Here is a 23833-nt window from a genome sequence, read left to right on the forward strand (position 1 = left end):
CGCAGCGCGATGAATGCCCTCAGCCTCGTGCCCATGTTCCTGGTCGGTCTGGCCGGCAGCGTGCACTGTATCGGCATGTGCGGCGGCATCGTCGGCGCCCTGTCGCTGGGCGGCGGCGCAGCGGCGGCGCCCACGCGTCCCGTGATCGCCATCGCCGTGGCGCGCCCGGCATTGCAGACAAGCTTGCAGACGAATGTGCTGCGCGTGCTGGCCTACAACGGCGGGCGCATACTCAGCTACATGCTGGCCGGCGCCATGGCCGGCAGCCTGGCGGGCGCGGGCATGCTGCACCTGGCGTCACTGCAAGTGGCCGGCTACTGGCTGGCCAACCTGATGCTCGTCGCCCTGGGCCTGTACCTGATGGATGCCTGGCGCGGCCTGGCGCATCTGGAAGCGGCCGGCAACGTCGTCTGGCGCCGCGTGCGGCCCCTGTTGAAACCGCTGATGCCGATGGATACGCCGTTAAAAGCGCTGGCCGTGGGCGGGCTGTGGGGCTGGGTGCCGTGCGGCATGGTCTACAGCGCGCTGCTGACGGCCATGCTGCAAGGCTCGGCGCTGAACGGCGCGGCCACGATGGCCGCCTTCGGCCTGGGCACCCTGCCCACCCTGCTGGGCATGGGCTTGCTGGGTACGCGGCTGCGCGCGCAGATGCAGCGCCGTCCCGTGCGCATCGCCAGCGGCTTGCTGGTGCTGGGCTTTGGCCTGCTGGGCCTGCTGCGCGCCGCGCATGGCGTGTCGCTGGGCTGGCTCGACGCCCTGTGCGTCACGGGCCATCCATGAAAAGACGCATGAAAACAAACCTATGAATGCTGTTTTACAACCCTCCGCCTGCTTCCATTGCGGCTTGCCCGTCCCGAGCGGTTCCAGCTGGAACGTCACCATCGACGACGTGCCGCGCGCCATGTGCTGCCCCGGCTGCGAAGCGGTGGCGCAAACCATCGTCGACATCGGCCAGAGCGCATACTACCGCGACCGCGACGAATATGCCGTCAACGCGGCTGATGCGACCATGGTGCCGCCCGAGCTGCGCCTGTACAGCAATGATGACGCGCAATTCGCGCGCGACGCCAGCAGCTGCGAAGCGACCCTGTCCGTCGAAGGCATCCGCTGCGCCGCCTGCGTCTGGCTGATCGAGCGCCAGCTGACGCGTCTGCCCGGCGTACAGGCGGCCAGCCTGAACGTCGCCACGGAGCGCCTGTACGTGCGCTGGAGCCGCGCCGAATGCGAACCGGGCGACATCCTGCAAGCCGTGCGGCAAGTCGGCTACACGGCCTATCCGTATGATGCCGTGCGCCATGGCGAGCGCCTGCAAAAGGCCAGCAAGACCCTGGGCCGCCAGCTGTTCGTGGCCGGTCTGTCGATGATGCAGGTCATGATGTACGTGGCGCCCGCCTACCTGGCCGAGGATGGCACCCTGGATGACAATATGGCCAGCCTGATGCGCTGGGCCAGTTTGCTGCTCACCTTGCCCGCCATCTGTTACTCCGCCATGCCCTTCTTCCAGGGCGCCTGGGCCAGCTTGCGCGCGCGCACCCTGGGCATGGACGTGCCCGTGGCGCTGGGCATCCTGGCAGCCTTCTTCGGCAGCGTGGTGGCGACCTTTACGGGCCGCGGCGAGGTGTATTACGACTCGGCCACGATGTTTATCTTCCTGCTGCTGTGCAGCCGCTATTTCGAGCTGCAGGCGCGCCGCAAGGCCGCCTCGGCCCTTGAGCTCCTGCAGCACGCCTTGCCCGCCTCCGCCTCGCTGATGGCGGGCTTCCCGGACCACCGCGCCACCACCCTGGTGCCGGCCGGCAGCCTGACCGTCGGTGACATCATCCTGGTCAAACCGGGCGAGGCGATCGCCGCCGACAGCGTCATCGTCGAGGGGAGCAGTGCGCTGGACCTGTCGCTGCTGACGGGCGAAAGCGCGGCGCAGCGCAGGAAAATGGGCGAACAGGTGCCGGGCGGGGCGATCAACGCCAGTGCGGCGCTCATCTTGCGCGTATTGAAACCGGCGCGCGAAAGCACCCTGTCCGATTTATTGAAACTGATCGAGCGGGCCGGCAGCGGCAAGCCGCAGATCGCGCAGTGGGCCGACAAGGTCGCCGCCTGGTTCGTGCTGGGCCTGCTGCTGTTTGCCATCGCCGTGTTCGCCTTCTGGAGCTGGCATGACCCAGCCCAAGCCTGGCCCGTGGCCATTGCCGTGCTGGTCGTGTCGTGCCCGTGTGCGCTTTCTCTGGCCACACCGACGGCGCTGGCGGCCGCCACCGACAGCCTGTTGCGGCGCGGCGTGCTGATCGTCCAGCCACACGTACTGGAAACCTTGCACCGCGCCACCCACATCGTCTTCGACAAGACGGGCACCCTGACCCTGGGCCGGCCCGTGCTGCGGCAAATCGAGGGACTCGGCAGCATGGGCGAGGACGCGTGCCTGCAGGTGGCCGCCGCGCTGGAAGCGGGCAGCGCCCATCCGCTGGCGCAGGCGATACTGGCAGCAGCCAAGGAACAGCCACGCACGCACGCGGAACAGTTGCAGGAAGTACAGGGCCAGGGCCTCGAAGGCAGCGTCGATGGTGTGCGCTACCGCCTGGGCAATGCGGCCTTTGTCGCCGCCATCGCCGGCCCGCCGCTGGGCGATACGGCCGTCGGCATGCAGGGCATGACGCCGCTGTACCTGGGCACGCAGGGGCGCTGGCTGACGCGCTTCCTGCTCAGTGACGCACTGCGCCCGGAAGCGCGCGAAGTGGTCGCGTATTTCCACCGGCGCGGCAAGCAAGTCGTGCTGCTCAGTGGCGACCAGGAAGCGCTGACGCAAAGCGTGGCGACGGAACTGGGCATCAACACGGCCTGCGGCGAATGCCTGCCCGATGAAAAGCTCGATTTCGTGCAGCAACTGCAGGCCACGGGCGCCGTGGTGGCGATGGTGGGCGACGGCATCAACGACGCCGCCGTGCTGAGCGGCGCCGACGTGTCCTTCGCCATGGGTTCCGGCGCCGCGCTGGCGCAGGCCCATGCGGACACGGTGCTGCTGTCGAGCCAACTGGTTTCCGTGCTCGACACGGCGAAAACGGCGGCGCGCAGCATGCGCATCATCCGCGAAAACCTCGCTTGGGCAACCCTGTACAATCTGACGGCCATCCCGGCCGCCGCGCTGGGTTTTTTGAACCCCTGGCTGTCCGGCGTCGGCATGGCTGCCAGCTCGGCCGTCGTCATCGCCAACGCCCTGCGCCTGCGGAAAGTCTAATGGAAGCTCTTTACCTCCTGATCCCCTTGAGCGTCGTGGTCGTCTTCATCGCCCTGTGGGTGTATTTCACGGCGTCCGACAGCGGCCAGTTCGACGACCTCGTCGGACCGGGCCTGCGCGTGTTGCAGGACGACGATACGATGGCCAAGCCGCCGACGCCCGGCGAACCGCATCCCTGACCCCACCAGCCCGGCTGGCGTCCCGCACGCCATGCCGGCGCGTCTGCCCCTCATCCCTCCTGATTGCAGGGATCTTGCATGGCTTTTTTGACGGGAATTTGATCGAGATATCACTTTATTTCGATGCCAGTTCGCTACGCTTATTTCATCCGGGGAATTTTGATCCACATCAAAGTTTTTTCGCGGTCAAACACTTACTCTCTGGCCACCATCATAAATAGTAATTCCAGGGAGAGTCTTTGTGGATCAATCGCTGAACTATAACTACAAGATCGTGAAGCAATTCGCGGTCGCTACTGTGGTATGGGGCATCATCGGCATGCTGGTTGGCGTTATCATCGCCGCTCAGCTGGCCTGGCCTGCCCTGAACCTCGATATACCATGGCTGACATACGGACGCTTGCGTCCGCTGCACACGAATGCGGTGATTTTCGCCTTCGGCATCTGCGGCCTGTTCGCTACCTCGTACTACGTTGTCCAACGCACCTGCCAGGTGCGCCTGTTTTCCGACAAACTGGCCGCCTTCACCTTCTGGGGCTGGCAAGCGGTGATCCTGTGCGCCGTCGTCACCCTGCCCATGGGCATGACACGCGGCAAGGAATACGCGGAACTGGAATGGCCTATCGCCATCCTCATCGCCATCGTCTGGATCGCCTACGCCATCGTGTTCTTCGGCACCCTGATCAAGCGCAAGGTAAAACACATCTACGTGGCCAACTGGTTCTTCGGTGCCTACATCCTGGCCGTGACGATTTTGCACGTGGTCAATGGCGCCGTCATGCCAGCCTCGTTCACCAAGTCGTATTCCGCGTATGCGGGCGTGCAGGACGCCATGATCCAGTGGTGGTACGGCCATAATGCGGTGGGTTTCATCCTGACCGCCGGCTACCTGGGCATGGTTTACTACTTCATCCCGAAACAGGCCGAGCGCCCCGTGTACTCGTACCGTTTGTCGATCGTCCACTTCTGGGCGCTGATCTTCACCTACATGTGGGCGGGCCCGCATCACCTGCACTACACGGCATTGCCTGACTGGACGCAATCGATCGGCATGGTCTTCTCGCTGGTCCTGCTGGCACCAAGCTGGGGCGGCATGATCAACGGCATCATGACCCTGTCGGGCGCCTGGCACAAGCTGCGCACCGATCCGATCCTGAAATTCATGATCGTCTCGCTGTCGTTCTACGGCATCGCCACCTTCGAAGGTCCGATGATGTCGATCAAGACCATCAACTCGCTGTCGCACTACACCGACTGGACCGTTGCCCACGTGCATGCGGGCGCTCTGGGCTGGGTGGGCTTCATCACCATGGGTTCGATCTACTATCTGCTGCCACGCCTGGCGGGCCGCACGCAGATGCACAGCACGCGCCTGGTCGACGTGCACTTCTGGGTGGCCACCATCGGCATCGTGCTGTACATCGCCGCCATGTGGATCGCCGGCGTGATGCAGGGTCTGATGTGGCGCGCGGTCAATCCGGACGGCACCCTGACCTACACCTTTGTCGAGAGCGTGAAAGCGACGTATCCGTACTACGTGGTGCGCGTGGCCGGTGGCCTGCTGTACCTGTCGGGTATGTGCATCATGGGCTACAACACCTGGATGACCTTGCGCGGCAGCAAACTCCCCGTCGCCCGCATTCCGGAACTGAACGCGGCGCACGCCTGATAGGAGCATAAGCAAATGAAATTTTCACATGCATGGATTGAGAGAAACCCCTGGCTGCTGATCGCCCTGGTCACGGTAGTGATCAGCATCGGCGGCGCCGTCGAGATCGTTCCCCTGTTCTTCCAGAAGAGCACGACGGAGCCGGTCGCCGGCCTGAAGCCGTATTCGCCGCTGCGCCTGGCGGGCCGCGACATTTACGTGCGCGAAGGCTGCTACAACTGCCACTCGCAGATGGTGCGTCCGCTGCGCGCGGAAACGGAACGCTATGGCCACTATTCGGTCGCTGGCGAATTCGTCTACGACCATCCGTTCCAGTGGGGTTCCAAGCGCACGGGGCCCGACCTGGCCCGCGTGGGCGCGCGCTACAGCGACGAATGGCACCGCACGCACTTGAACAACCCGCGCGACGTGGTGCCCGAGTCGAACATGCCGTCCTACCCCTGGCTGGCGAAGACCAAGCTGGTGCCTGACGAAATCATGCCGAAGATGCGCGCCCTGCAACGCCTGGGCCAGCCGTACAGCGATGCAGAAATCACCGCCGGCCCCGCGCAGCTGCAGGACAAGACGGAAGAAGACGCCCTGGTCGCCTATCTGCAAGGCCTCGGTACATTAATCAAAACAAGGAATTAGCATGGCAATCGAAAACCTGTTTGACAGCGCCAGCAGCGTCATGACGGTGGTTTCCTTTACGACGTTCGTGGGCATCCTGTGGTGGACGTTCAGCCGCAGCAACAGCGACTTCGACGCGGCGGCACGCCTGCCGTTCGCCGACGACGCGCTCGATTATCCGGCTGAGGCCGAGATGAACCTGGCGAAGGAGCATCACCATGGCTGACTTTACCAATGGCTTCTGGAATATCTACATCATCGTGCTGTCTCTGCTGGGCATCATCGGCTGCGGCGTGCTGCTGTACTCGCAGTCGAAAATCAAAGTGGTCGAGGGCGCCCCTGCCGATGGCACCACGGGCCACGTCTGGGACGAGGACTTGAAGGAACTCAACACGCCGATGCCGCGCTGGTGGATGTGGTTGTTCTACATCACCATCGTCTTCGCGCTGGCGTACCTGTTCCTGTATCCGGGCCTGGGCAACTATGCCGGCAGCCTGGGCTGGAAATCGACGGGCCAGTACGAGGAAGAGCTGAAGAAGGCGGAAGCCGACTACGGTCCCCTGTTCAACAAGTACCTGAGCCAGGACTTGAAGACGGTGGCGGCCGATCCGCAGGCACTGGCCATCGGCCAGCGCCTGTTCCTGACCTACTGCGCGCAATGCCACGGTTCGGATGCGCGCGGCAACAAGGGCTTCCCCAACCTGACGGACAAGGACTGGCTGTATGGCGGCGAACCCGACATCATCAAGACCACCATCCTGCACGGCCGCAATGGGCAGATGCCACCGATGGGCGCCGCCCTCGGCTCCGAAAAGGATGTCGAGAACGTGGCCCATTATGTGCTGAGCCTGTCCGGCTCGACCTCGGATCCCGTCAAGTCGGTGCTGGGCAAGGCCAAATTTGGCGCCTGCATGGCCTGTCATGGCGCCGATGCCAAGGGTAACCAGATGCTCGGCGCGCCGAACCTGACGGACAAGACCTGGCTGTACGGCGGCAGCGCCGATACCATCATGGAAACCGTACGCAAGGGACGCAACAACACCATGCCGGCCTTCAGTGATTTCCTCGGCGAATCCAAGGTACACGTGCTGTCGGCGTATGTCTGGAGCCTGTCGAATCCGCAGGCACCCGCAAAGTAAAAATGGAACCTCAAGTCATCAAGATGTATGCGGCCCGCGAGCAAATCTACCCTCGCGAGGCCAAAGGACGCTACGCTACCTGGCGATGGGTATGCGTATGGCTTACCCAGCTCGCGTTCTACGGCTTGCCGTGGTTGACCTGGAATGGCAGGCAAGCCCTGCTGTTCGATTTGACCACGCGCAAGTTCTACATTTTCGGCGTCGTGCTGTGGCCCCAGGATTTCATCTATCTGGCGGCCCTGCTGATCATCTGTGCGTATTTGTTGTTCCTCGTCACGGCCATTGCCGGGCGGGTGTGGTGCGGGTTCTCTTGCCCGCAAACGGTATACACGGAAATTTTCCTGTGGGTCGAACGCCACATCGAGGGCACGCGCAGCGCGCGCATGGCCCTCGACAAGCAGGGCCCCTCCGTGCGCAAGGCGTTCAAGAAGACGGCCAAGCACCTGGCATGGGGCGCCATCGCCCTGTGGACGGGCTTTACCTTTGTCGGCTACTTCACGCCGATCAAGGAACTGGCGCAGTCGGTGACCACCCTGAACTTCGGTCCCTGGGAATGGTTCTGGGTCTTGTTCTACAGCCTGGCAACCTACGGCAACGCGGGCTGGCTGCGCGAGCAGGTGTGCAAATACATGTGCCCCTACGCGCGCTTTCAGAGCGCCATGTTCGACCAGGACACCCTGATCATCACCTATGATGCCAAGCGCGGCGAACCACGCGGCGCCATGAGCAAGAAGGCCGGCAACAACGACAAGCTGGGCGATTGCATCGACTGTACCCTGTGCGTGCAGGTGTGTCCGACCGGTATCGATATCCGCAACGGCCTGCAGTATGAATGCATCGGTTGCGCCGCTTGCGTCGATGCCTGCAACAGCGTGATGGACAAGGTTGACCGGCCACGGGGACTGGTACGCTACAGTACCGACCATGCGATGGAAAACAACTTCAATTCGAAGCAGATACGCCAGCGCGCCATGCGCCCGCGCGTCCTGATCTACACTTCCATCCTGGCCCTGATCATCATCGCCGTATGTACGTCGCTGGCCCTGCGCACGCCCCTGAAAATGGACGTGATCCGCGACCGCGGTTCGATGGGACGCGAAGTGGAAGACGGCATGATTGAAAACGTCTACCGTCTGCAGATCATGAACACGTCGGAGCAAACCCAGCATTTCAAGATCAGCGCTTCCGGCCTGCCGGGCCTGACCTTGCTGACGCGCGAAGAAGTGACCTTGCAGCCGACGGAAACGCTGGGTTGGCCGATCCGCCTGCGCGTGCCGCACGGCGTGGGAGAGAAGGGTTCGAACAAGATTGCGATCGAATTGCACTCGCTGGACAACCCGTCGCTGCATGTGCGTGAAAGCGCGGTATTCATCGTGCCACGTTAACAAGGAAAGGCGGAAGGGGACCGGGTGCCCTCGCCGCCGCCACGAAGTTGCAGGAAGGCCGGTCCCCATGCGGGGACTGGCTGATTAAACAGGAGAAATATCATGTCCGACAGTCTGAAACTGCAAGCCCCCGTTGCACCGTGGTACAAGCATCGCTGGCCATGGCTGCTGATGATCGGCCCCGGCCTGTCCGTGGTCGTCGGCAGCTTCATGGGCTATATCGCGTTTACGCAGCCCGATGCGCTGGTGGTGGGCGATTATTACAAGCAGGGCAAGGCGATCAACCAGGATTTGAAGCGCGACACGATCGCCAGCGACCTGGCCATGGATACGAGCCTGTCGTATGACGTGGCGCAAGCACGCCTGACCGGTTCCGTGCACAGCTTCGGCAAGGCTTACCAGGGTCCGCTGCAGCTGCACCTGGCGCATGCGACCCTGCCGGAAAAGGATATCAAGGTGCTGGTGCAGCCCGATGCGGCCGGCAATTTTTCCGTGGCGCTGCCGATGCTCGAGCGCAGCCGCTGGCAAGTGCTGGTGGAAAACGACAAACGCGAGTGGCGCCTGTCCGGCATCTGGACCTGGCCGCTGCAACGCAGCATCGCGCTGCATGCGGACGAAGAGCTGTAAGCCTTATTTGCAGATGTCGGTTCCGGCCGTAATGGCCTTCAGCTTGGCCGGCTGCAATATCTCGATCTCGCGGTTCGACACGCGCAGCCAGCCTTCCTTCTTGAATTTGGATAGCAGGCGGCTGACGCTCTCGATGGTCAGGCCCAGGTAGTTGCCGATTTCCTCGCGCGACATGCGCAGCTGGAAATTGCTGCCCGAATAGCCGCGCGCTTCATAGCGCGACGCCAGGTTGACGATGAAGGCGGCAAACCGCTGCGTCGCCTGCATATTGCCCAGCAACAGCATCACGCTTTGCTCGCGCGTGATTTCCTGGCTCATCATGCGGTGGAAATGGCGCAGCAGGGTCGGCATATTGCCCAGCAATTGTTCCAGGCTGGAAAACGGGATTTCACACACTTCGCTGTCTTCCAGCGCCACTGCATTACAGTGGTGGCGGTCGGCGCTGATGGCATCCATGCCCAGCAGTTCGCCCGCCATCTGGAAACCCGTCACCTGCTCTTCGCCACCGGGATTGATCTGGTACGTCTTGAAGTGCCCCAGGCGGATCGCATACAGGTTCTGGAACGAGTCACCGATGCGGAACAGCGAGGCGCCGCGCACGATCTTGCGGCGGCGGCCGATGATCTGGTCCAGCCTGTCCATGTCGCCCACATCGAGGCCCATCGGCAGGCACAATTGATGCATGCTGCAGGTCGAGCATCGCGCACGCAACGCCTCCACGTTCACGGTGGGCAAGGTGGGAGTGAGTAGCGCTTCAGTCATGTCGGTACCTTTTAGAAAATGCAACAACAAGTTTACTGCATACAGCTGCATACAGGGTTGCCGTATACCAATTTCACCGTAATTTCGGCGAATAAACGACGTCCAGCCTTTAATTATATGGCAACATCGTCAAAAGCCCGTACGGGGCGGGCAATTTGCGCGGTGGCGCTTGCCAAGCTGGGGTATTGATAGGAAAATTCCTGACAGCATTATCTGCCGCCTGTGCCGCCCGGTACTGAAAAGGAAATCATGAAGCCTCTCGGCATCAAAGCAAAAGTCGCGCTGGCCACCAGCCTGACCTCGATCGCCATGATCGCGCTGGTCACCATGATCCAGGTGCAGCACATGCGCGACGACTTCACCCGAGTACTGCTGAGCCAGCAATCGTCCCTGATCACCCGCACCGCTGCCGAGCTCGACGACAAGCTGGGCATGCTGCTGCAGATCGTCACCCTGACGGCCCGGCAACAGCCGCCGGAATTGATCGCCCGGCCCGCCCAATTGCGCGAATACTATTCGCGCCGCTCGATGCTGGTGCTGTTCGATGACGTGCTGGTGCTCGACGCGCAGGGCGCCATCGTGGCCGACATGCCGGAAGTGGCGGGGCGCGCCGGCATCAACGTTGCCGAGCGCGAGTATTTCCAGACCGTCCTGCGCACGCGCCAGCCCATGATCACCGAACCGATGCTTGGTAAATCGAGCGGCATGCCCATCGTGCAGATGGTGGCGCCCGTGCTGGCCGCCGATGGCCGGGTGGCCGGCGTGGTGATCGGCGTGCTGCGCCTGTACAAGGACAACCTGCTGGGCCGCCTGCGCTCGGAAAAGATCGGCAAGAGCGGCTATTACTTCATCCTCACGCGCGGCGCCGTGCCGCGCTATGTGCTGCACCCCGATACGAGCCGCTTGCTGCAACCGCGCAAGCCGAACGCCAACCTGACGACGACCCAGTTGCTGAAGGAAGATGGCGAAGGCAGCATGGTCAGCACCAACAGCCGCGGCATCACGGCCGTCAACAGCTTCAAGCGCCTGAAATCCGTGAACTGGCTGCTGGCCGCCTCGCTGCCCGTCGAGGATGCCTTTGAACCGTTCGATGGCGTGCTGTACCGGCTGGTGCTGTGGAGCATCCTCGCTTCGCTGCTGGCCGCTGCCGTTCTGGGCTGGGTCACCGTGCGCCTGCTGTCGCCGCTGGTGCGCCTGCGCGACACCTTGCTGGCCCTGCGCACCAGCGGCAGCCGCTTCACCCCCGTGCCGGTACAGCAGCGCGACGAGATCGGCGAACTGACGGAAGCGTTCAACGGCCTGATGAGCGAACGCGACCGCCTGCAGCAGGAACTCGAAGCGCGCGCGGCGGAGCTGGAACAGGAACGCGACCGCGCCGAAGCGGCCAACCGCGCGAAGAGCGATTTCGTGGCCAACATGAGCCATGAAATCCGCACGCCCCTCAATGCCGTGCTGGGCATGGTGTATTTGCTGGGCAATACCAGGCTCGATACGGAACAACGCAAGTATCTGACCATGGTGCGCGTGGCGGGCCAGTCGCTGCTGGGCATCCTCAACGACGTGCTCGACTATTCGAAGATCGAGGCGCGCCGCATGGAATTGTCGCCTGTCGAATTCGACCTCGACGAAGTCATGAATACCCTGGCCACGACGATGACGATGAATGCGGGCGAAAAGGAACTGGAACTGGCCATCGCCGTCGAACCCGACGTACCGCGGCGCCTCGTCGGCGACGCCCAGCGCCTGCAGCAAATCCTCGTCAACCTGGCCGGCAACGCCATCAAGTTCACGGAGAGCGGCGAAGTGGTGGTGGCCGTCAGCCTGGCCGAGAGCGAGAGCGGCCGCGCCTGGCTGCGCTTCGAAGTGCGCGACACGGGCATCGGCATGACGGAACTGCAGCAACAACAGCTGTTTTCCGCGTTTTCCCAGGGCGACCAGAGCATCACGCGGCGCTTCGGCGGCACGGGCCTGGGCCTGGCCATCAGCAAGCAGCTGATCCACATGATGGGCGGCGACATCGCCGTCGCCAGCAGCGAAGGCAAGGGCAGCCGCTTCTGGTTCAGCGTGCCCTTCGAGATGCTGGCGCAACCGGCCGAAACGCGGCGCACGCCCGCGCTGGGCCAGCTGCGCCTGCTGGTGGCCGACGATAACCGCACCACGCGCGAACTGATCGTCAAGCTGATCGAGGCGTGGGGCTGGCTGGCCGACGAAGTGGACTCCGGCTTTGCCGCCATCGAACTGTACCGCGAACGCCTGGCGCAGCAGCAACCATACGACGTGGTGCTGGCCGACTGGCACATGCCCGTCATGGACGGCCTGGCCACAGCCAAGGCCATCCGCCAGGCGGCCAGCGGCCAGCGCCAGCCCATCGTGGTGATGGTCAACGCCTTCGCCCGCAACCACCTGGAGGAAATTTCCAGCGCGGCCGAGGCCGACGTTGTGCTGATGAAGCCGATCACGGGCTCCAGCCTGTTCGATGCCCTGCACCAGGCGCTGATTACCAAGAACGACGGCGGCGAGCCACGCATGCTGCACCAGCCGCTGGGCACGGAACTGGCCGGCGTGCATTTCCTGCTGGTGGAAGACAATCATTTGAACCAGGCCGTGGCGCGCGGCATCCTCGAACACATGGGCGCCACCCTGGACGTGGTGGGCGACGGCTTGCAAGCCGTGGAACGGCTGCGCACGGAAGCGTTGCGCTACGACATCGTGCTGATGGACATGCAGATGCCCGTCATGGACGGTTTCAGCGCCACCCACATCATCCGCACGGAACTGCGCCTGAACCTGCCCGTGATCGCCATGACGGCCGGCGTGCTGGCGTCCGAGCGCGAGCGCTGCATGACGGCCGGCATCAGCGACTTCATCGCCAAGCCCGTGGTGGTGGAAGAGATGATGGAAGTCATCCTGCGCCACCTGCCCAAGCGCCCGCAAGTGCAGACGGCCGAGCCGGCACGCGTCGCCGATGAGGAAGTGTTTTCCATGGCGCCGCTGATGCGCGTGATGGGGCGCGATGCGAAGGGGCGCGGCGTGCTGCGGCGCATGGTGGAAGACGCGCTGAACAAGGGCATGACGCCCGTGCGCGACGCCGAAACAGCGTTGCAGGCGGGCCGCCACAGCGACGTGGCGCGCATCCTGCACAGCGTGCGCGGCTCCGTCGGCACCCTGGGCACGAAACGCCTGATCCGCGCCGCCTTCGCCACCGAGGAAGCCATCGATGCGGGCCGTCTGGACGAGGTGCCGGCGCTGCTGGCGCACACGGCGCAGGAACTGGAACTGGCGCTGGCGGCGGCAGCGGATTGGTTGTCCAGGCTGAAGGATTAGCACCCAAACGCCTAAGAAAACCGTAGCGAGCGGCAGTGAGTTGTGGCTAAGAAGCGCAACCGTGCTAGAGCACGGTGAGCATCGCAGGCCGCAAATCGCGACGCGCAGTAGATTTGCTTTGGCGTTTTATGCGGGCACGCCCAGAATCACGCTGGACGCCTTGAACATCGCCGTCACATTGCTGCCCGGTTCGATGCCCAGATCGGTGCTGCTCTGATTCGTGATGATGGCGGCGATCGTGCCGCCGCGCGGCAGGTCCAGCACCACTTCCGTGTTGACGGCGCCCGTCTGCACGCGCGTCACCACCCCGGCCAGCTGGTTGCGCGCGGAAAAGCGCGCGCCATGGCTGTCCGTCACAAGGATGATCGACGAAGCCTTGATCAGCGCGAACGCTTCCGCGCCCGGCACCAGGCCCAGGCTGGCGCTGCTGCCCTGCGTGACGATGGCCACGATATGCTGTCCGCCCGGCAATTCCAGCGTGACTTCGTCGTTGACGGCGCCCTGTTTCAGTTCGGCCACCTTGCCCAGGAATTGATTGCGTGCCGTGGTTTTCATGGCCATTCTCCGTATGAGTAAAAGGTCGTCGGCGATGCCTTCCGCCTGGCTGCCCAGCTGGCGCAGGTAACGGGCATGCTCGCGCTCGATGATGCGGAAATTGTCGACCAGCTGGCGTCCCCGTGGCGTCAGCCGCGTGCCGCCGCCGCCCTTGCCGCCCGTCAGGCGCTCGACCAGCGGTTCGCCAGCCAGGTTGTTCATCGCGTCGATGGCATCCCAGGCCGCCTTGTAGCTCATCTTCACAAGCTTGGCCGCCTGCGTGATGGAGCCGCACTCGGCGATGGCACCCAGCAATTCCACCCGGCCGGCGCCGCCCAGGTTTTCTCCGCCCACCGTCATCCATACCGAGCCTTGCAGGCCGATGGCCGCTGATTTATCCAATGCGTTCACCCAATGCCATGTGTTCTTCCCTGTTATCGATCTGCCCGTCGCGCAAGTACAGCACATGCTCGCCCAGGATGCGCGCATCTTCCGGATCATGTGTGATCAGGATCATGGGCACGTCCAGGCGCTGCTGCCACTGGCTCAGTTCCAGCCGCATTTTGACACGCAGGGCCGGATCGAGGGCGGCAAACGGCTCGTCGAGCAGCAGCGCAGCCGGCTCGGCCACGAGCGCCCTCGCCAGCGCCACCCTTTGGCGCTGGCCACCGGACAACTCGTCGGGGAACTGCTGCGCCAGTTCCTGCAAGTGGAATGCGTCCAGCCAATGCTCGACCTTCTGCAATTTTTCGCGCGCGCGCGGGTTGAACCAGCCGCGGCTCAGGCCAAAACCCACGTTCTGGCGCACCGTCAGGTGCGGGAACAGCGCGTAATCCTGGAACAGATAGGCGACATTGCGCTGCTGCGGCGGCAAATTGATGCCGGCGGCGGAGTCGAACAGGGTGCGCCCGTTCAGGCGGATATGTCCTGCATCCGGTGTAAACAGTCCGGCAATGGCTTTCAGGGTCATGCTCTTGCCGGCGCCGGACGGGCCATACATGGCGATGCGCTGGCTGCTGGAGGTGCATTGCACCTGCAGGTCGAAGCGGCGTTTGCCGGAGCGCAAGGTGGCGCGGAGGTCGAGGTCGAGTTGCATAGGCATCATCATAGGCGTCATTTGTGCGCGATGCGCCCGGGTGCCAGGCGGCCAGCCGACAACAGCACCACGATGCAGACAACAGAGATAATCAGGACCAGCGTATTGGCCACTTCATCCTGACCCGCCTGCACGGCTTCAAACACGGCCACCGACAGGGTCTGCGTCTTGCCGGGGATGCTGCCGGCCACCATCAGGGTGGCGCCGAACTCGCCCAGCGCGCGTACAAAACCCAGCAGCACGCCGGCGAGGATGCCGCGCCAGGCCAGCGGTAACGTGACGCGGAAAAAGATCGCCATTTCCGAAATGCCCAGCACGCGGGCCGCCTGCTCCAGCTGGCCGTCGACGGCCTCGAAGGCGGCGCGGGCGGGCTTGAAGACGAGGGGAAAGGCGACCACGGTGGAGGCGATCACGGCGCCCTGCCACGTAAAGATGAGGTTGATGCCGAAGTTATCCTGCAGCCAGATGCCCAGCGTGCCGCGCCGGCCCAGCAGCACCAGCAGGTAATAGCCGAGCACGGTGGGCGGCATCACCATCGGCAGGGTCAACAGGGCGTCGAGCAGTTCGCGCCCGGGAAAACGCGTGCGCGCCAGCAGGTAGCCCGTACCGATGCCAAGCAACAAATTGAGCGCCGTGGCCCATGCCGCTACCTTGAGCGACAGGGCCAGCGCGGTCCAGGCGATATCCATGCAGGTGCGTACCTAAATTATGGCTTTTTGAAACCGTACTTGGCGAGAATGGCTTGTGCCGGCGCCGTCTGCAGGTAGCTGACGAAGCGCTTCGCTTCGGCGGCATTGCCGCTGCCCTTGATGGTGGCGATCGGGTACAGCACGGGCGCGTCCAATGGCACCTCCAGCACCACGTTGACCTTGTCTTTCATGATGGCCGCGTCGGTGGCGTAGACAAAGCCCGCATCGACTTCGCCGCGCGCCACGTAGTCGAGCGACTGGCGCACGTTCTGCGTGCCGATGGCCTTGGCTTGCACGGCATCCCACAGCTTCGCCTTCTTCAGCGCGCCTTCGGAGTAGCGGCCGACGGGCACGCTGGCCGGGTTGGCGATGGCCACGCGCGTCACATCTTTATGCGTCAGGTCCGTCAAGCTCTTGATGCCCAGCTTACTATCGTGCGGCACGATCAGCACCAGGCTGTTGCCGACGAAATCCATGCGGTCAGCCGGCAAGACGAAGCCCTGTTTTTGCGCCGCATCCATGGTTTCCTGGTCGGCTGAGGCAAACACGTCCACGGGCGCGCCCTTGACGATCTGTTGCAGCAGCACGCCCGAGGCAGCGAAGTTCAGGGATACCTTGCTGCCTGGATACTGCGCCTCGTAGCTTTGCGCCGCATCCTTGAACGCATTCGTCAGGCTGGCCGCGGCCGACACCACCACTTCGCCGGCAAGGGCGGAGGTGGCGGCGGTGGCCAGCAGAGCGGTGCCAAGCAGGCGGGCGAGGGAGGTGAGGCGCATGATCGTATCCTTGTAAAGTGAACGGTGAACAAGGAGCGTAATATACACTTATATATAGCGTTCTGCCATTGCATGGGTCAAGACAATGCCAATGGCATTGACAGATGCAGATGGCCGGACTATTTTTAAGAATAGAAGAATATCCACTACTTTCCAGGGTTAAACGATGGGATACGCAGCGGTACTGCTTGGCCCCTCGATGCTCCTGGCGGTCATTCTTCTGGCACTGCTCATCGAGAAGCGCCATCCCCTGCAGCAACAGCCTTCGGGTGCGTCACGCTTCAATCTGGCGTATATGGTCATCTATGCCGCCAGCGGCGCCATGCTTGCCCCGCTCACGGCCATCGTCACGGTGCAGCTTGTCAATGCAGCCGGTGGCGGGCTCATCGATCTCGACGCATCCGGCTCGATGCTGGCGCCGGCATTCATCGTGTATGCCCTCAGCATGGATTTTCTGGAATACGCCTTTCATCGCGTGCAACACCGCGTACCCGCCATGTGGGCCATGCATTCCTTCCATCACAGCGATACGGCCATGAATGCCAGCACCACGACCAGGCACTATTGGGCCGAAGCGGGCATCAAGGCACTGAGTATCTATCTGCTTGCGGGGATCTTGTTCAAGACCAACATGGTGATTTTAGGAATGTACGGAATCCTGGGCTTGTATCATGTTTTTCCGCATATGAATGTCCGGGTCGGCTTTGGCCGTTACTGGATGTTGTTCAATTCACCGCAGTACCATCGCGTTCATCATTCGGCGCAAGCTGAACATTTCAACCGTAATTTCGCCGGGCTGTTCCCCGTCTTCGACCGGTTGTTCGGCACCCACCATATTCCCCGCGCGGAAGAGTATCCGCCGACGGGTCTGGACACGGGCAAGGCGCCGGGAACCTTGCTTGACGCGCTGACGTGGCCAGTGCGCAGCAAGGCCCCGTCCGCGCCCTAGACGCGCGCCACCGCCGCCTCGTCGCGCCGCGCATACCGTTGCGCGATCACGGCGCAGATCATCAGCTGAATCTGGTGGAACAGCATTAGCGGCAAGATCACCATGCCCAGCGAACGCGTGGAAAACAACACCTTGGCCATGGGCACGCCGCTGGCCAGGCTTTTCTTCGAGGCGCAAAAGACGATGGCGATTTCATCTTCCTTGTTGAACCCCAGGCGGCGGCTGACAAAAGTGGAAATACCCAGCACCAGCGCCAGCAGCAGCAGGCTGATCAGCCCCAGGGCCACCAGCGTTTCCACCGAAATCGTATGCCACAGGCCTTCGCTGACGGCTTCGCTGAAGGCCGTGTAGACCACCAGCAAGATCGAACCCTGGTCGACGTATTTCAAGGTGGCTTTATGGCGGTCGACCCAGCGGCCGATCCAGCGGCGCAGGAACTGGCCGGCCAGGAAGGGCAGCAGCAGCTGCATGACAATCGACAATACCGCGTCCACCGACGACTTGCTTTCCGCGCCCTTGGCCACCAGCAAGCCCACCAGGATGGGGGCGAGGAAAATGCCGATGAAGTTCGAGGCCGAGGCGCTGCAGATGGCGGCCGGCACGTTGCCGCGCGCCATGGCCGTCATGGCGATCGACGATTGCACGGTCGATGGCAAGGCGCACAGGAATAAGATGCCCATGTACAGGTCGGGCGTGAGGAAGGTCAGCGCCAGCGGACGCAAGGCCAGGCCCAGCAGCGGAAACAGGACAAAGGTGCTGGCCAGCACCAGCAAGTGCAGGCGCCAGTGCATGGCGCCGGCCACCACGGCTTCGCGCGACAGCTTGGCGCCGTGCAGGAAGAACAGGGCGCCGATGGCCACCGTGGTGATGTTGCCGAAGACCACGGCCGTCTGGCCCGTGCAAGGCAGGAAAGTGGCCAGCGCCACGGTGACGAGCAGGGCGAGGGTGAAGTTATCGGGTTGCAGATTGCGCAGCAGGGCGCGTGGAGAGAAAGAAGACATGCGTGGACCTGGTAGCGGCGCAGGACAGCGCCAGTGCCTGGCATTCTACCTGCTTGCTTGGCGGCATGCCGGGAAGATGCATGCCGCCCTGTTCGCTGCTTTAAACAATACCGCTGCTGCTCGCCCCTGCCTTCGGTGGACGCGCGACGCCACGCGCTTCGCGGTAACCGCTGCTGCGGTAGCAGGCGACCGGATCGATGGCCGCGCCCGAACGCAGGCGCGCCATGGCCAAAATCGCGCTGACATCGGTACGGAATGCCTGCTTCAAGGCCTGCGCGGACGCATGCACGTCATTGCTTTCCTGCAGGTGGCGCAATCCGGCGCGGTCGACCAGCGCGGACTGGATAAAGGCGCGCTGTACCTCGACGGCGCTGCTCATCAGGCTTTCGATCGGGTCGGTCACATTGTGCGACTGGTCCAGCATGTAGGCGGGGTTAAAGGTGCTGCCTTCGCGCTCGGCCGCATCGGCCAGTTCATTGAATACCAGGAACAACTGGAACGGGTTGATGCTGCCCGAATCGAGGTCGTCGTCGCCGTATTTGCTGTCGTTGAAGTGGAAGCCGCCCAACTTGCCGAACTGCGCCAGGCGCGCGACGATCATTTCAATATTCGTGTTTGGCGCATGGTGGCCCAGGTCGACCAGGCATTTGGCTTTCGGGCCCAGGGTGGTGGCGCAGGCAAAGCTGGTGCCCCAGTCGGCGATGGTGGTGGCGTAGAAGGCCGGCTCGAACAGCTTGTGTTCGATGAAGATATTCCAGTCGGCAGGCAGGGCGCCGTAGATATCGCGCATGCTGTCCAGGTAGCGCTCCAGCGCACCACGCAGATTGTGTTGGCCGGGGAAGTTGGCGCCGTCGCCGACCCACACCGTCAGCGCTTTCGAACCGAGCGCGCGGCCCAGTGCTATGCATTCGATGTTGTGCTCGACCGCCTGCGCGCGCACGCTGGCGCTTTGCGAGGTCAGACTGCCGTGCTTGTAGGTGTGCTCCTGGCCCAGCTGGTCCTGGAAGGTGTTCGAATTGACGGCGTCAAAGCCCAGGCCATAGCCTTCGGCGACTTCACGCAGGGCTGCCGTGTCGCTCACTTTGTCCCATGGAAAATGCGGCGAGACGGCGGGCGTGGCTTGCGTCAGTTGATGGATGACGGCGCAGTCTTCCAGCTTTTCAAATATATTGCGCGGTTCGCCCACGCCGGGGAAACGGGCAAAGCGGGTGCCGCCGGTGCCGGCGCCCCAGGTTGGCACGGCCACGGCAAAGGTCTGCGCCAGCGCCGTCAGTTTTTCAATGTCCTGGCCGCGCCGTTCCAGCACGCCGGCCAGCGCCGCATAGTCGGCGTCGAGGTCGGACTGCAGCTTGGCATTGTGTTCGGCCACCAGGCCTTCGTTGATCATGGTGTTCATGCTTCGTCTCCTTGTGCACAGCGCGGCGCGTTGGCCGGCTGCTTTTTTATAGGACTTGATTATCGTGTAAATGCGGCCGCGTTGCCGGCATCGACATTGATGATATTGCCGGTACTCTTGGCGGCTTTTTCGCTGGACAGGAAATACACGGCTTCGGCGATGTCTTCCGGCAGCACGCTGCGTTTGAGCATGCTGCGCTGGCGGTAGAATTCCTCGATATCGTCCGAATCGATCTTGTTCGAGGCGGCCCGCTCTTCCTTCCACTTGCCATCCCAGATGCGCGAACCGCGGATCACGGCGTCGGGGTTGACGACATTGACGCGGATGCCGTGCGGCGCGCCTTCCAGCGCCAGGCAACGGGCCAGGTGAATCTCGGCCGCCTTGGCGGTGCAATAAGCCGAGGCGCCACCGGAGGCCACCAGGCCATTCTTGCTGGCCACATACACCATGCTGCCGCCCAACTGCTGCTGCTTCATGATGCGGAAGGCGGCGCGGCTGACCAGGAAGTAGCCGGTGACCAGAATCGACTGGTTGCGCTCCCACATTTCCAGGGTCGTGTCTTCCACAGGCGCCGACGAGGCGATACCCGCGTTCGACACCAGCAGGTCGACGCCGCCAAAGCGCAGCGCGGCCGCGTTCAGGATGGCCTCTACTTCATGCTCGGCCGTGATATTGGCGCGCACCGTGGCGATATTGTCGCGGCCCGCCACCTTCAGCAGCGCCTGCTCGGCTTCTTCGAGGGCGCCGCCATCGATATCTGTCAGCATCACGCACGCGCCTTCCTGCAGCAGCTGGCGCGCCACGGCCTGACCGATGCCGCCGGCGCCACCGGTTATCAGCGCGATGCGGCCAGCCAGGCTTTTCGGTTTCGGCATGCGCTGCAGCTTGGCTTCTTCCAGCAGCCAGTATTCGATATCGAAGGCTTCCTGTTCCGGCAGGCCGACATAGGTGTCGACGCCATTGGCGCCGCGCATCACGTTGATGGCGTTGACATAGAACTCGCCGGCGATGCGCGCCGTCGCCTTGTCCTTGGCGAACGACAGCATGCCCACGCCAGGGATCAGATAGATGATCGGGTTGGCGTCGCGCACGGCCGGGCTGTTGTCGTGCTTGCAGCGCGTATAGTAGGCGAGGTAGTCCGCGCGGTAGGCTGCCAGCGCATCGTCGAGGCCCGCCACCAGCTTGTCGAAGTCTGGGCTGGCGGGCTCGAAGTCGATCACGAACGGGCGGATCTTGGTGCGCAGGAAGTGGTCGGGGCAGGAAGTGCCGAGCGCGGCCAGCGGCAGCAAATCGTTGCTGCAAACAAAATCGAGCACATTGGCGCTGTCGTCGAAGTGGCCCAGCTTGTATTCGTCCTGGCTGATCTTGCCGCGCAGCAGGGGCATCAGCCGCTGCGCCAGCGCGGCGCGTTCTTCCGACGGCAGCGGTGCGACCTTGGCGCCGCCAAACGCCGGTTGTCTGGTATTGGCGGCCAGCCAGTCTTCGGCGCGCTTGATGATGGCCAGCGTGACTTCATAGCAGGACTTGGCCGTATCGCCCCAGGTAAACAGGCCGTGGCCTTCGAGGATGATGCCCTTCAGGTTCGGCTGCGCCTGCGATACGGCTTCCAATTTCAGGCCCAGGTCGTAGCCGGGGCGCTGCCATGGCAGCCAGCCCAGTTCGCCTTCAAAAATCTTTTGCGTCAAAGCCTTGCTGTTGGCGCAGGCGGCAATCGCGATCACCGCATCCGGATGCATATGGTCGACATGCTTGCGCGCGATATACGCATGCAGCGGGGTATCGATACTGGCCGCGCGCGGGTTCAGGTTGAAGGTGCAATGGGGCAAATAGGCCACCATTTCGTCTTCCAGCGCCAGGCCACGGTAGCGGCCTTTCAGGGCATTGAGCTTGTCCATATACAAGGTGGAAAAGCCATCGAGCTTGATGCTGCCCAGGTCGCCACCGGAGCCTTTGACCCACAGCACTTCGGCTTGGTCGCCCGTCAGCGGATCGGTCATGGTGATCTTGGCCGAGGTATTGCCGCCGCCAAAATTGGTGATGCGCATATCCGAACCGAGCAGGTTCGAGCGGTACAGCAGCAGTTCCGGTTCGCTCAAGGTTGCGGCGTGCGCGTCGTCCCACAGCGAGGCCATGGGCGCGGGCGATTTGGTGTCCATCGTGGCGGTCATACAGTGTCTCCATTATTGGTTATGTGTGCGATTGCCATGACCGCATCTGTGTGCGGAGCAGCTGGCGGCAGCAGCGCTCAGTAGAAATCAGCGGCCTGGCCATGTCAATCAACAAGCAATCAAAACGGTGAGAGAAACGCAAATAATCATCATGTTGATCGGAACCCCGATCAGCCATTTGCGCAATGGGCAAATAATCACCATGTTGATTGATTGATTGTTGACATGGACTGCTCAACTGCTTAGGCTGGCTCACCGATAAAGAAGTCGTCCCTGGCCATTGCGCACCGCGCCGCAGCCTCCAAGGAGATGACTCAAGAGGAGACAACGTGATCAATCACAAACGCCGCAAAGGGCTGTTGAAGTTACTCGCCGAACACACCACGGCGAGCGTCGATCAATTGGTCAACTGGCTCAATTCGTCGCCGGCCACGGTGCGGCGCGATATCGCCTGGCTGGCCGAGCGCAATCTGCTGGTGCGCACCCGTGGCGGAGCGGAAAGCCTGCCGCAAAAAAAACAGCGTACGTTTGCGCTGTCGGGCGAGACATTCCAGAACAATATCGACCGCTGCGCCGCGCAGAAACGCGCGATTGCCCGCCATGCCTGCGGCCTGTGCGCGGACGGTGACACCATCATCATCAATGGCGGCACCACCACCTATCGCATGGTGGAATTCTTGGTCGACAAGCGCCTGAAAATCCTCACCAATTCCTTCATGATGGCCGAGCGCCTGTTGATGACCAGCGAGAACGAAATCATCCTGCCAGGCGGCAAGGTCTATCGCGAGCAGAACGTCATTTTGAGCCCGTTCGACAACGACATCAGCCAGCACCATTACGCCGGGAAAATGTTCATGGGCGTGTACGGCCTGTCGATGCTGGGCCTGATGGAAGCGGACCCGATGCTGATCCAGGCCGAAAAGCGCCTGATCAGCCAGGCCGAGGAACTGATCGTGCTGGCCGACAGCAGCAAGTTCGCGCGCAAGGCCGGGCTAATCCTGTGCGGCCTGAACCGCGTGTCCTGCGTGATCACTGATACGGGCGCGTCCGATGCAGCCGTGCAGATGCTGGAGCAATCGGGCGTGAAAGTACTGGCGGTGGCGCCCGAGCAAGCCGCTGAAGCGAGTCTGCTGCAGACGGAAAAGGAATGGCAAGTCCACTAAAAAATAATAAGAACAAGATGGCAGGGGACATGGTGTCTACCGCCACATCAATAATAAAAGGAGACGTGGCATGAAAATGAACAAAATGATGGTGGCGGTCCTGAGCACCTGCATGATGGCCTGCCTGGCCACCGGTGCCCAGGCGGCGGAAAAAATGAAGATCGCGATGGTCGTGAAGAACCTCGGCAACGGCTTTTTTGACGCCGCCCACGAAGGCGCGAACGAAGCGGCCAAGCAACTGGGCGACGTGGAAATCATTTACACGGGCCCAACCACGGCCACCGCCGAAGGCCAGATCGAAATCATCAGTTCCCTGATCAGCCAGAAGGTCAAGGCCATCGTCATTTCCGCCAACGATGCCAATGCGCTGGTGCCGATCACCAAGAAAGCCATGCAGCGCGGCATCAAGGTCATTTCCTTTGACAGCGGCATCGCCAAGGACGGCCGCCTGATGCAATTGAATCCATCGAGCCCGGCCCTGATCGGCCAGAAGCAAATTGAAATGGCGTCTGACGCCATCGGCGGCGCCGGCGAGATCGCCATCCTGTCGGCCACCGCGCAAGCGACCAACCAGAATATCTGGATCGGCGAAATGAAGAAAACGCTGGCCCAGCCCGCGTATTCGAAAATCAAGCTGGTGTCGACCGTGTATGGCGACGACCAGTCCGACAAAAGCTACCGCGAAGCGATTGGTTTGCTGCGCAGCAACCCGAACCTGAAAGCCATCATCGCCCCGACTACGGTTGGCATCAATGCGGCCGGCAAGGCCGTGGTCGATGAAAAGCTGGTCGGCAAAGTGTATGTGACGGGCCTGGGCCTGCCATCGGAAATGGCCGGCCACGTGAAGAGCGGCGCCGTGAAAAGCTTTGCGATCTGGAATCCGATCGACCTGGGCTACGCCGCCACCTATGCCGCGCACCAGTTCGTGACCGGCAAGGCGACCGGCAAGGCCGGCGAATCGATTGCGGTCGGCCGCATGGGCAAGCTGACCGTCGACGCGGCAGGCGAAGCGGCGCTGGCACCACCGTTCACGTACGACAAGGATAACGTCGACAAGTTCTCGAAGATTTTCTAATACGTCGGCGGCTGTTGTCGGGTTACGCGTTCCGCTAACCCGACCTACGAAATCCTTAACTTG

21 protein-coding genes are annotated in these 23833 nt (G+C 62.6%); 13 read left to right on the forward strand and 8 right to left on the reverse strand.

Annotated elements, in window-relative coordinates; translation table 11 throughout:
* The first annotated feature begins 9 nt into the window (after window positions 1-9).
* The 9 genes from SJI03_RS25375 to SJI03_RS25415 all read left to right on the forward strand — a co-directional run bounded on the left by SJI03_RS25375 (window position 10) and on the right by SJI03_RS25415 (window position 8837).
* Entirely contained in the window at window positions 10-780 is a 771-nt protein-coding gene (locus SJI03_RS25375) for a sulfite exporter TauE/SafE family protein (RefSeq protein ID WP_099377631.1), read from the forward strand.
* 22 nt (window positions 781-802) lie between these two features.
* Window positions 803-3229 (forward strand): heavy metal translocating P-type ATPase, encoded by a 2427-nt coding sequence (locus SJI03_RS25380; RefSeq protein ID WP_322429046.1) that lies wholly within the window; start codon window positions 803-805, stop codon window positions 3227-3229.
* The gene (gene ccoS, locus SJI03_RS25385; RefSeq protein WP_322429047.1) at window positions 3229-3408 is read left to right on the forward strand and encodes a cbb3-type cytochrome oxidase assembly protein CcoS; all 180 of its coding nucleotides are present in this window, start codon (window positions 3229-3231) and stop codon (window positions 3406-3408) included. The genes SJI03_RS25380 and ccoS overlap by 1 nt, the downstream gene beginning before the upstream one ends.
* Window positions 3409-3649: 241 nt before the next feature.
* Window positions 3650-5077, forward strand: a complete 1428-nt coding sequence (gene ccoN / locus SJI03_RS25390) for a cytochrome-c oxidase, cbb3-type subunit I (protein ID WP_035823294.1) — start codon at window positions 3650-3652, stop codon at window positions 5075-5077.
* 15 nt (window positions 5078-5092) lie between these two features.
* Entirely contained in the window at window positions 5093-5707 is a 615-nt protein-coding gene (gene ccoO / locus SJI03_RS25395; RefSeq protein WP_322429048.1) for a cytochrome-c oxidase, cbb3-type subunit II, read from the forward strand.
* Between the two features lies 1 nt (window position 5708).
* Window positions 5709-5912, forward strand: coding sequence for a cbb3-type cytochrome oxidase subunit 3 (locus SJI03_RS25400; protein ID WP_035823305.1), 204 nt, complete (start codon window positions 5709-5711; stop codon window positions 5910-5912).
* A complete protein-coding gene (gene ccoP / locus SJI03_RS25405; RefSeq protein WP_322429049.1) occupies window positions 5905-6825 on the forward strand; it encodes a cytochrome-c oxidase, cbb3-type subunit III in 921 nt (306 codons plus the stop codon). Before SJI03_RS25400 ends, ccoP begins: the two co-directional genes overlap by 8 nt.
* A 2-nt stretch (window positions 6826-6827) precedes the next feature.
* Complete coding sequence (ccoG, locus tag SJI03_RS25410) at window positions 6828-8210, forward strand: cytochrome c oxidase accessory protein CcoG (RefSeq protein WP_322429050.1); 1383 nt, start codon at window positions 6828-6830, stop codon at window positions 8208-8210.
* 102 nt (window positions 8211-8312) lie between these two features.
* Window positions 8313-8837: a FixH family protein gene (locus tag SJI03_RS25415; RefSeq protein ID WP_322429051.1), complete on the forward strand. Its 525-nt coding sequence runs from the start codon at window positions 8313-8315 to the stop codon at window positions 8835-8837.
* 3 nt (window positions 8838-8840) lie between these two features.
* On the opposite strand, the gene fnr is transcribed toward SJI03_RS25415, so the two are convergent.
* Window positions 8841-9599, reverse strand: coding sequence for a fumarate/nitrate reduction transcriptional regulator Fnr (gene fnr, locus SJI03_RS25420; RefSeq protein WP_070257924.1), 759 nt, complete (start codon window positions 9597-9599; stop codon window positions 8841-8843).
* 249 nt (window positions 9600-9848) lie between these two features.
* Between fnr and SJI03_RS25425 the strand changes: the two genes are divergently transcribed.
* Window positions 9849-12923 (forward strand): response regulator, encoded by a 3075-nt coding sequence (locus SJI03_RS25425; protein WP_322429052.1) that lies wholly within the window; start codon window positions 9849-9851, stop codon window positions 12921-12923.
* A 126-nt stretch (window positions 12924-13049) separates the two neighbouring features.
* Here the strand turns inward: SJI03_RS25425 and SJI03_RS25430 are convergent, their stop codons facing one another.
* Genes SJI03_RS25430 through modA form a run of 4 tightly spaced genes read right to left on the reverse strand, consistent with a single transcriptional unit; the run spans window position 13050 to window position 16018 of the window.
* Window positions 13050-13817 carry a TOBE domain-containing protein gene (locus tag SJI03_RS25430; protein ID WP_322429097.1) on the reverse strand — a complete coding sequence of 256 codons (768 nt, stop codon included), beginning with the start codon at window positions 13815-13817 and terminating at the stop codon, window positions 13050-13052.
* Between the two features lie 34 nt (window positions 13818-13851).
* On the reverse strand, window positions 13852-14553 hold the full coding sequence (locus SJI03_RS25435; protein ID WP_099377898.1) for a sulfate/molybdate ABC transporter ATP-binding protein: 702 nt from the start codon (window positions 14551-14553) through the stop codon (window positions 13852-13854).
* Window positions 14554-14570: 17 nt separating this feature from the next.
* Window positions 14571-15242 carry a molybdate ABC transporter permease subunit gene (gene modB / locus SJI03_RS25440; RefSeq protein ID WP_099377639.1) on the reverse strand — a complete coding sequence of 224 codons (672 nt, stop codon included), beginning with the start codon at window positions 15240-15242 and terminating at the stop codon, window positions 14571-14573.
* Window positions 15243-15259: 17 nt separating this feature from the next.
* Window positions 15260-16018: a molybdate ABC transporter substrate-binding protein gene (modA, locus tag SJI03_RS25445; protein WP_099377640.1), complete on the reverse strand. Its 759-nt coding sequence runs from the start codon at window positions 16016-16018 to the stop codon at window positions 15260-15262.
* A gap of 199 nt (window positions 16019-16217) precedes the next feature.
* Between modA and SJI03_RS25450 the strand changes: the two genes are divergently transcribed.
* Window positions 16218-16967: a sterol desaturase family protein gene (locus tag SJI03_RS25450; RefSeq protein ID WP_322429053.1), complete on the forward strand. Its 750-nt coding sequence runs from the start codon at window positions 16218-16220 to the stop codon at window positions 16965-16967.
* Here the strand turns inward: SJI03_RS25450 and SJI03_RS25455 are convergent.
* From SJI03_RS25455 to SJI03_RS25465, 3 genes are all read right to left on the reverse strand, one after another.
* Window positions 16964-17968: a bile acid:sodium symporter family protein gene (locus SJI03_RS25455; RefSeq protein WP_322429054.1), complete on the reverse strand. Its 1005-nt coding sequence runs from the start codon at window positions 17966-17968 to the stop codon at window positions 16964-16966. The genes SJI03_RS25450 and SJI03_RS25455 overlap by 4 nt on opposite strands.
* Window positions 17969-18068: 100 nt before the next feature.
* Entirely contained in the window at window positions 18069-19364 is a 1296-nt protein-coding gene (rhaI, locus tag SJI03_RS25460; protein WP_099377643.1) for an L-rhamnose catabolism isomerase, read from the reverse strand.
* Between the two features lie 59 nt (window positions 19365-19423).
* Window positions 19424-21532, reverse strand: a complete 2109-nt coding sequence (locus SJI03_RS25465) for a bifunctional rhamnulose-1-phosphate aldolase/short-chain dehydrogenase (RefSeq protein WP_080753378.1) — start codon at window positions 21530-21532, stop codon at window positions 19424-19426.
* 329 nt (window positions 21533-21861) lie between these two features.
* Between SJI03_RS25465 and SJI03_RS25470 the strand changes: the two genes are divergently transcribed.
* Window positions 21862-22695: a DeoR/GlpR family DNA-binding transcription regulator gene (locus SJI03_RS25470; RefSeq protein WP_099377644.1), complete on the forward strand. Its 834-nt coding sequence runs from the start codon at window positions 21862-21864 to the stop codon at window positions 22693-22695.
* 88 nt (window positions 22696-22783) lie between these two features.
* Window positions 22784-23770, forward strand: a complete 987-nt coding sequence (gene rhaS, locus SJI03_RS25475) for a rhamnose ABC transporter substrate-binding protein (protein ID WP_416208788.1) — start codon at window positions 22784-22786, stop codon at window positions 23768-23770.
* Window positions 23771-23833 lie beyond the last annotated feature (63 nt).

Source organism: Janthinobacterium sp. GMG1, assembly GCF_034427795.1.
Taxonomy (GTDB): Bacteria; Pseudomonadota; Gammaproteobacteria; order Burkholderiales; family Burkholderiaceae_D; genus Janthinobacterium.

Excerpts from the sequence above, each read along its gene's own strand:
- SJI03_RS25380 (WP_322429046.1), top strand. The coding sequence starts at position 803 with ATGAATGCTGTTTTACAACCCTCCGCCTGCTTCCATTGCGGCTTGCCC.
- ccoS (WP_322429047.1), top strand. The coding sequence starts at position 3,229 with ATGGAAGCTCTTTACCTCCTGATCCCCTTGAGCGTCGTGGTCGTCTTC.
- fnr (WP_070257924.1), bottom strand. The coding sequence starts at position 9,599 with ATGACTGAAGCGCTACTCACTCCCACCTTGCCCACCGTGAACGTGGAG.
- SJI03_RS25430 (WP_322429097.1), bottom strand. The coding sequence starts at position 13,817 with ATGACGGTGGGCGGAGAAAACCTGGGCGGCGCCGGCCGGGTGGAATTG.
- SJI03_RS25435 (WP_099377898.1), bottom strand. The coding sequence starts at position 14,553 with ATGCAACTCGACCTCGACCTCCGCGCCACCTTGCGCTCCGGCAAACGC.
- SJI03_RS25450 (WP_322429053.1), top strand. The coding sequence starts at position 16,218 with ATGCTCCTGGCGGTCATTCTTCTGGCACTGCTCATCGAGAAGCGCCAT.
- modA (WP_099377640.1), bottom strand. The coding sequence starts at position 16,018 with ATGCGCCTCACCTCCCTCGCCCGCCTGCTTGGCACCGCTCTGCTGGCC.
- modB (WP_099377639.1), bottom strand. The coding sequence starts at position 15,242 with ATGGATATCGCCTGGACCGCGCTGGCCCTGTCGCTCAAGGTAGCGGCA.
- ccoO (WP_322429048.1), top strand. The coding sequence starts at position 5,093 with ATGAAATTTTCACATGCATGGATTGAGAGAAACCCCTGGCTGCTGATC.
- ccoG (WP_322429050.1), top strand. The coding sequence starts at position 6,828 with ATGGAACCTCAAGTCATCAAGATGTATGCGGCCCGCGAGCAAATCTAC.
- SJI03_RS25375 (WP_099377631.1), top strand. The coding sequence starts at position 10 with ATGAATGCCCTCAGCCTCGTGCCCATGTTCCTGGTCGGTCTGGCCGGC.
- SJI03_RS25400 (WP_035823305.1), top strand. The coding sequence starts at position 5,709 with ATGGCAATCGAAAACCTGTTTGACAGCGCCAGCAGCGTCATGACGGTG.
- SJI03_RS25415 (WP_322429051.1), top strand. The coding sequence starts at position 8,313 with ATGTCCGACAGTCTGAAACTGCAAGCCCCCGTTGCACCGTGGTACAAG.
- SJI03_RS25455 (WP_322429054.1), bottom strand. The coding sequence starts at position 17,968 with ATGTCTTCTTTCTCTCCACGCGCCCTGCTGCGCAATCTGCAACCCGAT.
- SJI03_RS25425 (WP_322429052.1), top strand. The coding sequence starts at position 9,849 with ATGAAGCCTCTCGGCATCAAAGCAAAAGTCGCGCTGGCCACCAGCCTG.
- rhaS (WP_416208788.1), top strand. The coding sequence starts at position 22,784 with ATGGTGGCGGTCCTGAGCACCTGCATGATGGCCTGCCTGGCCACCGGT.
- SJI03_RS25465 (WP_080753378.1), bottom strand. The coding sequence starts at position 21,532 with ATGACCGCCACGATGGACACCAAATCGCCCGCGCCCATGGCCTCGCTG.
- ccoP (WP_322429049.1), top strand. The coding sequence starts at position 5,905 with ATGGCTGACTTTACCAATGGCTTCTGGAATATCTACATCATCGTGCTG.
- rhaI (WP_099377643.1), bottom strand. The coding sequence starts at position 19,364 with ATGAACACCATGATCAACGAAGGCCTGGTGGCCGAACACAATGCCAAG.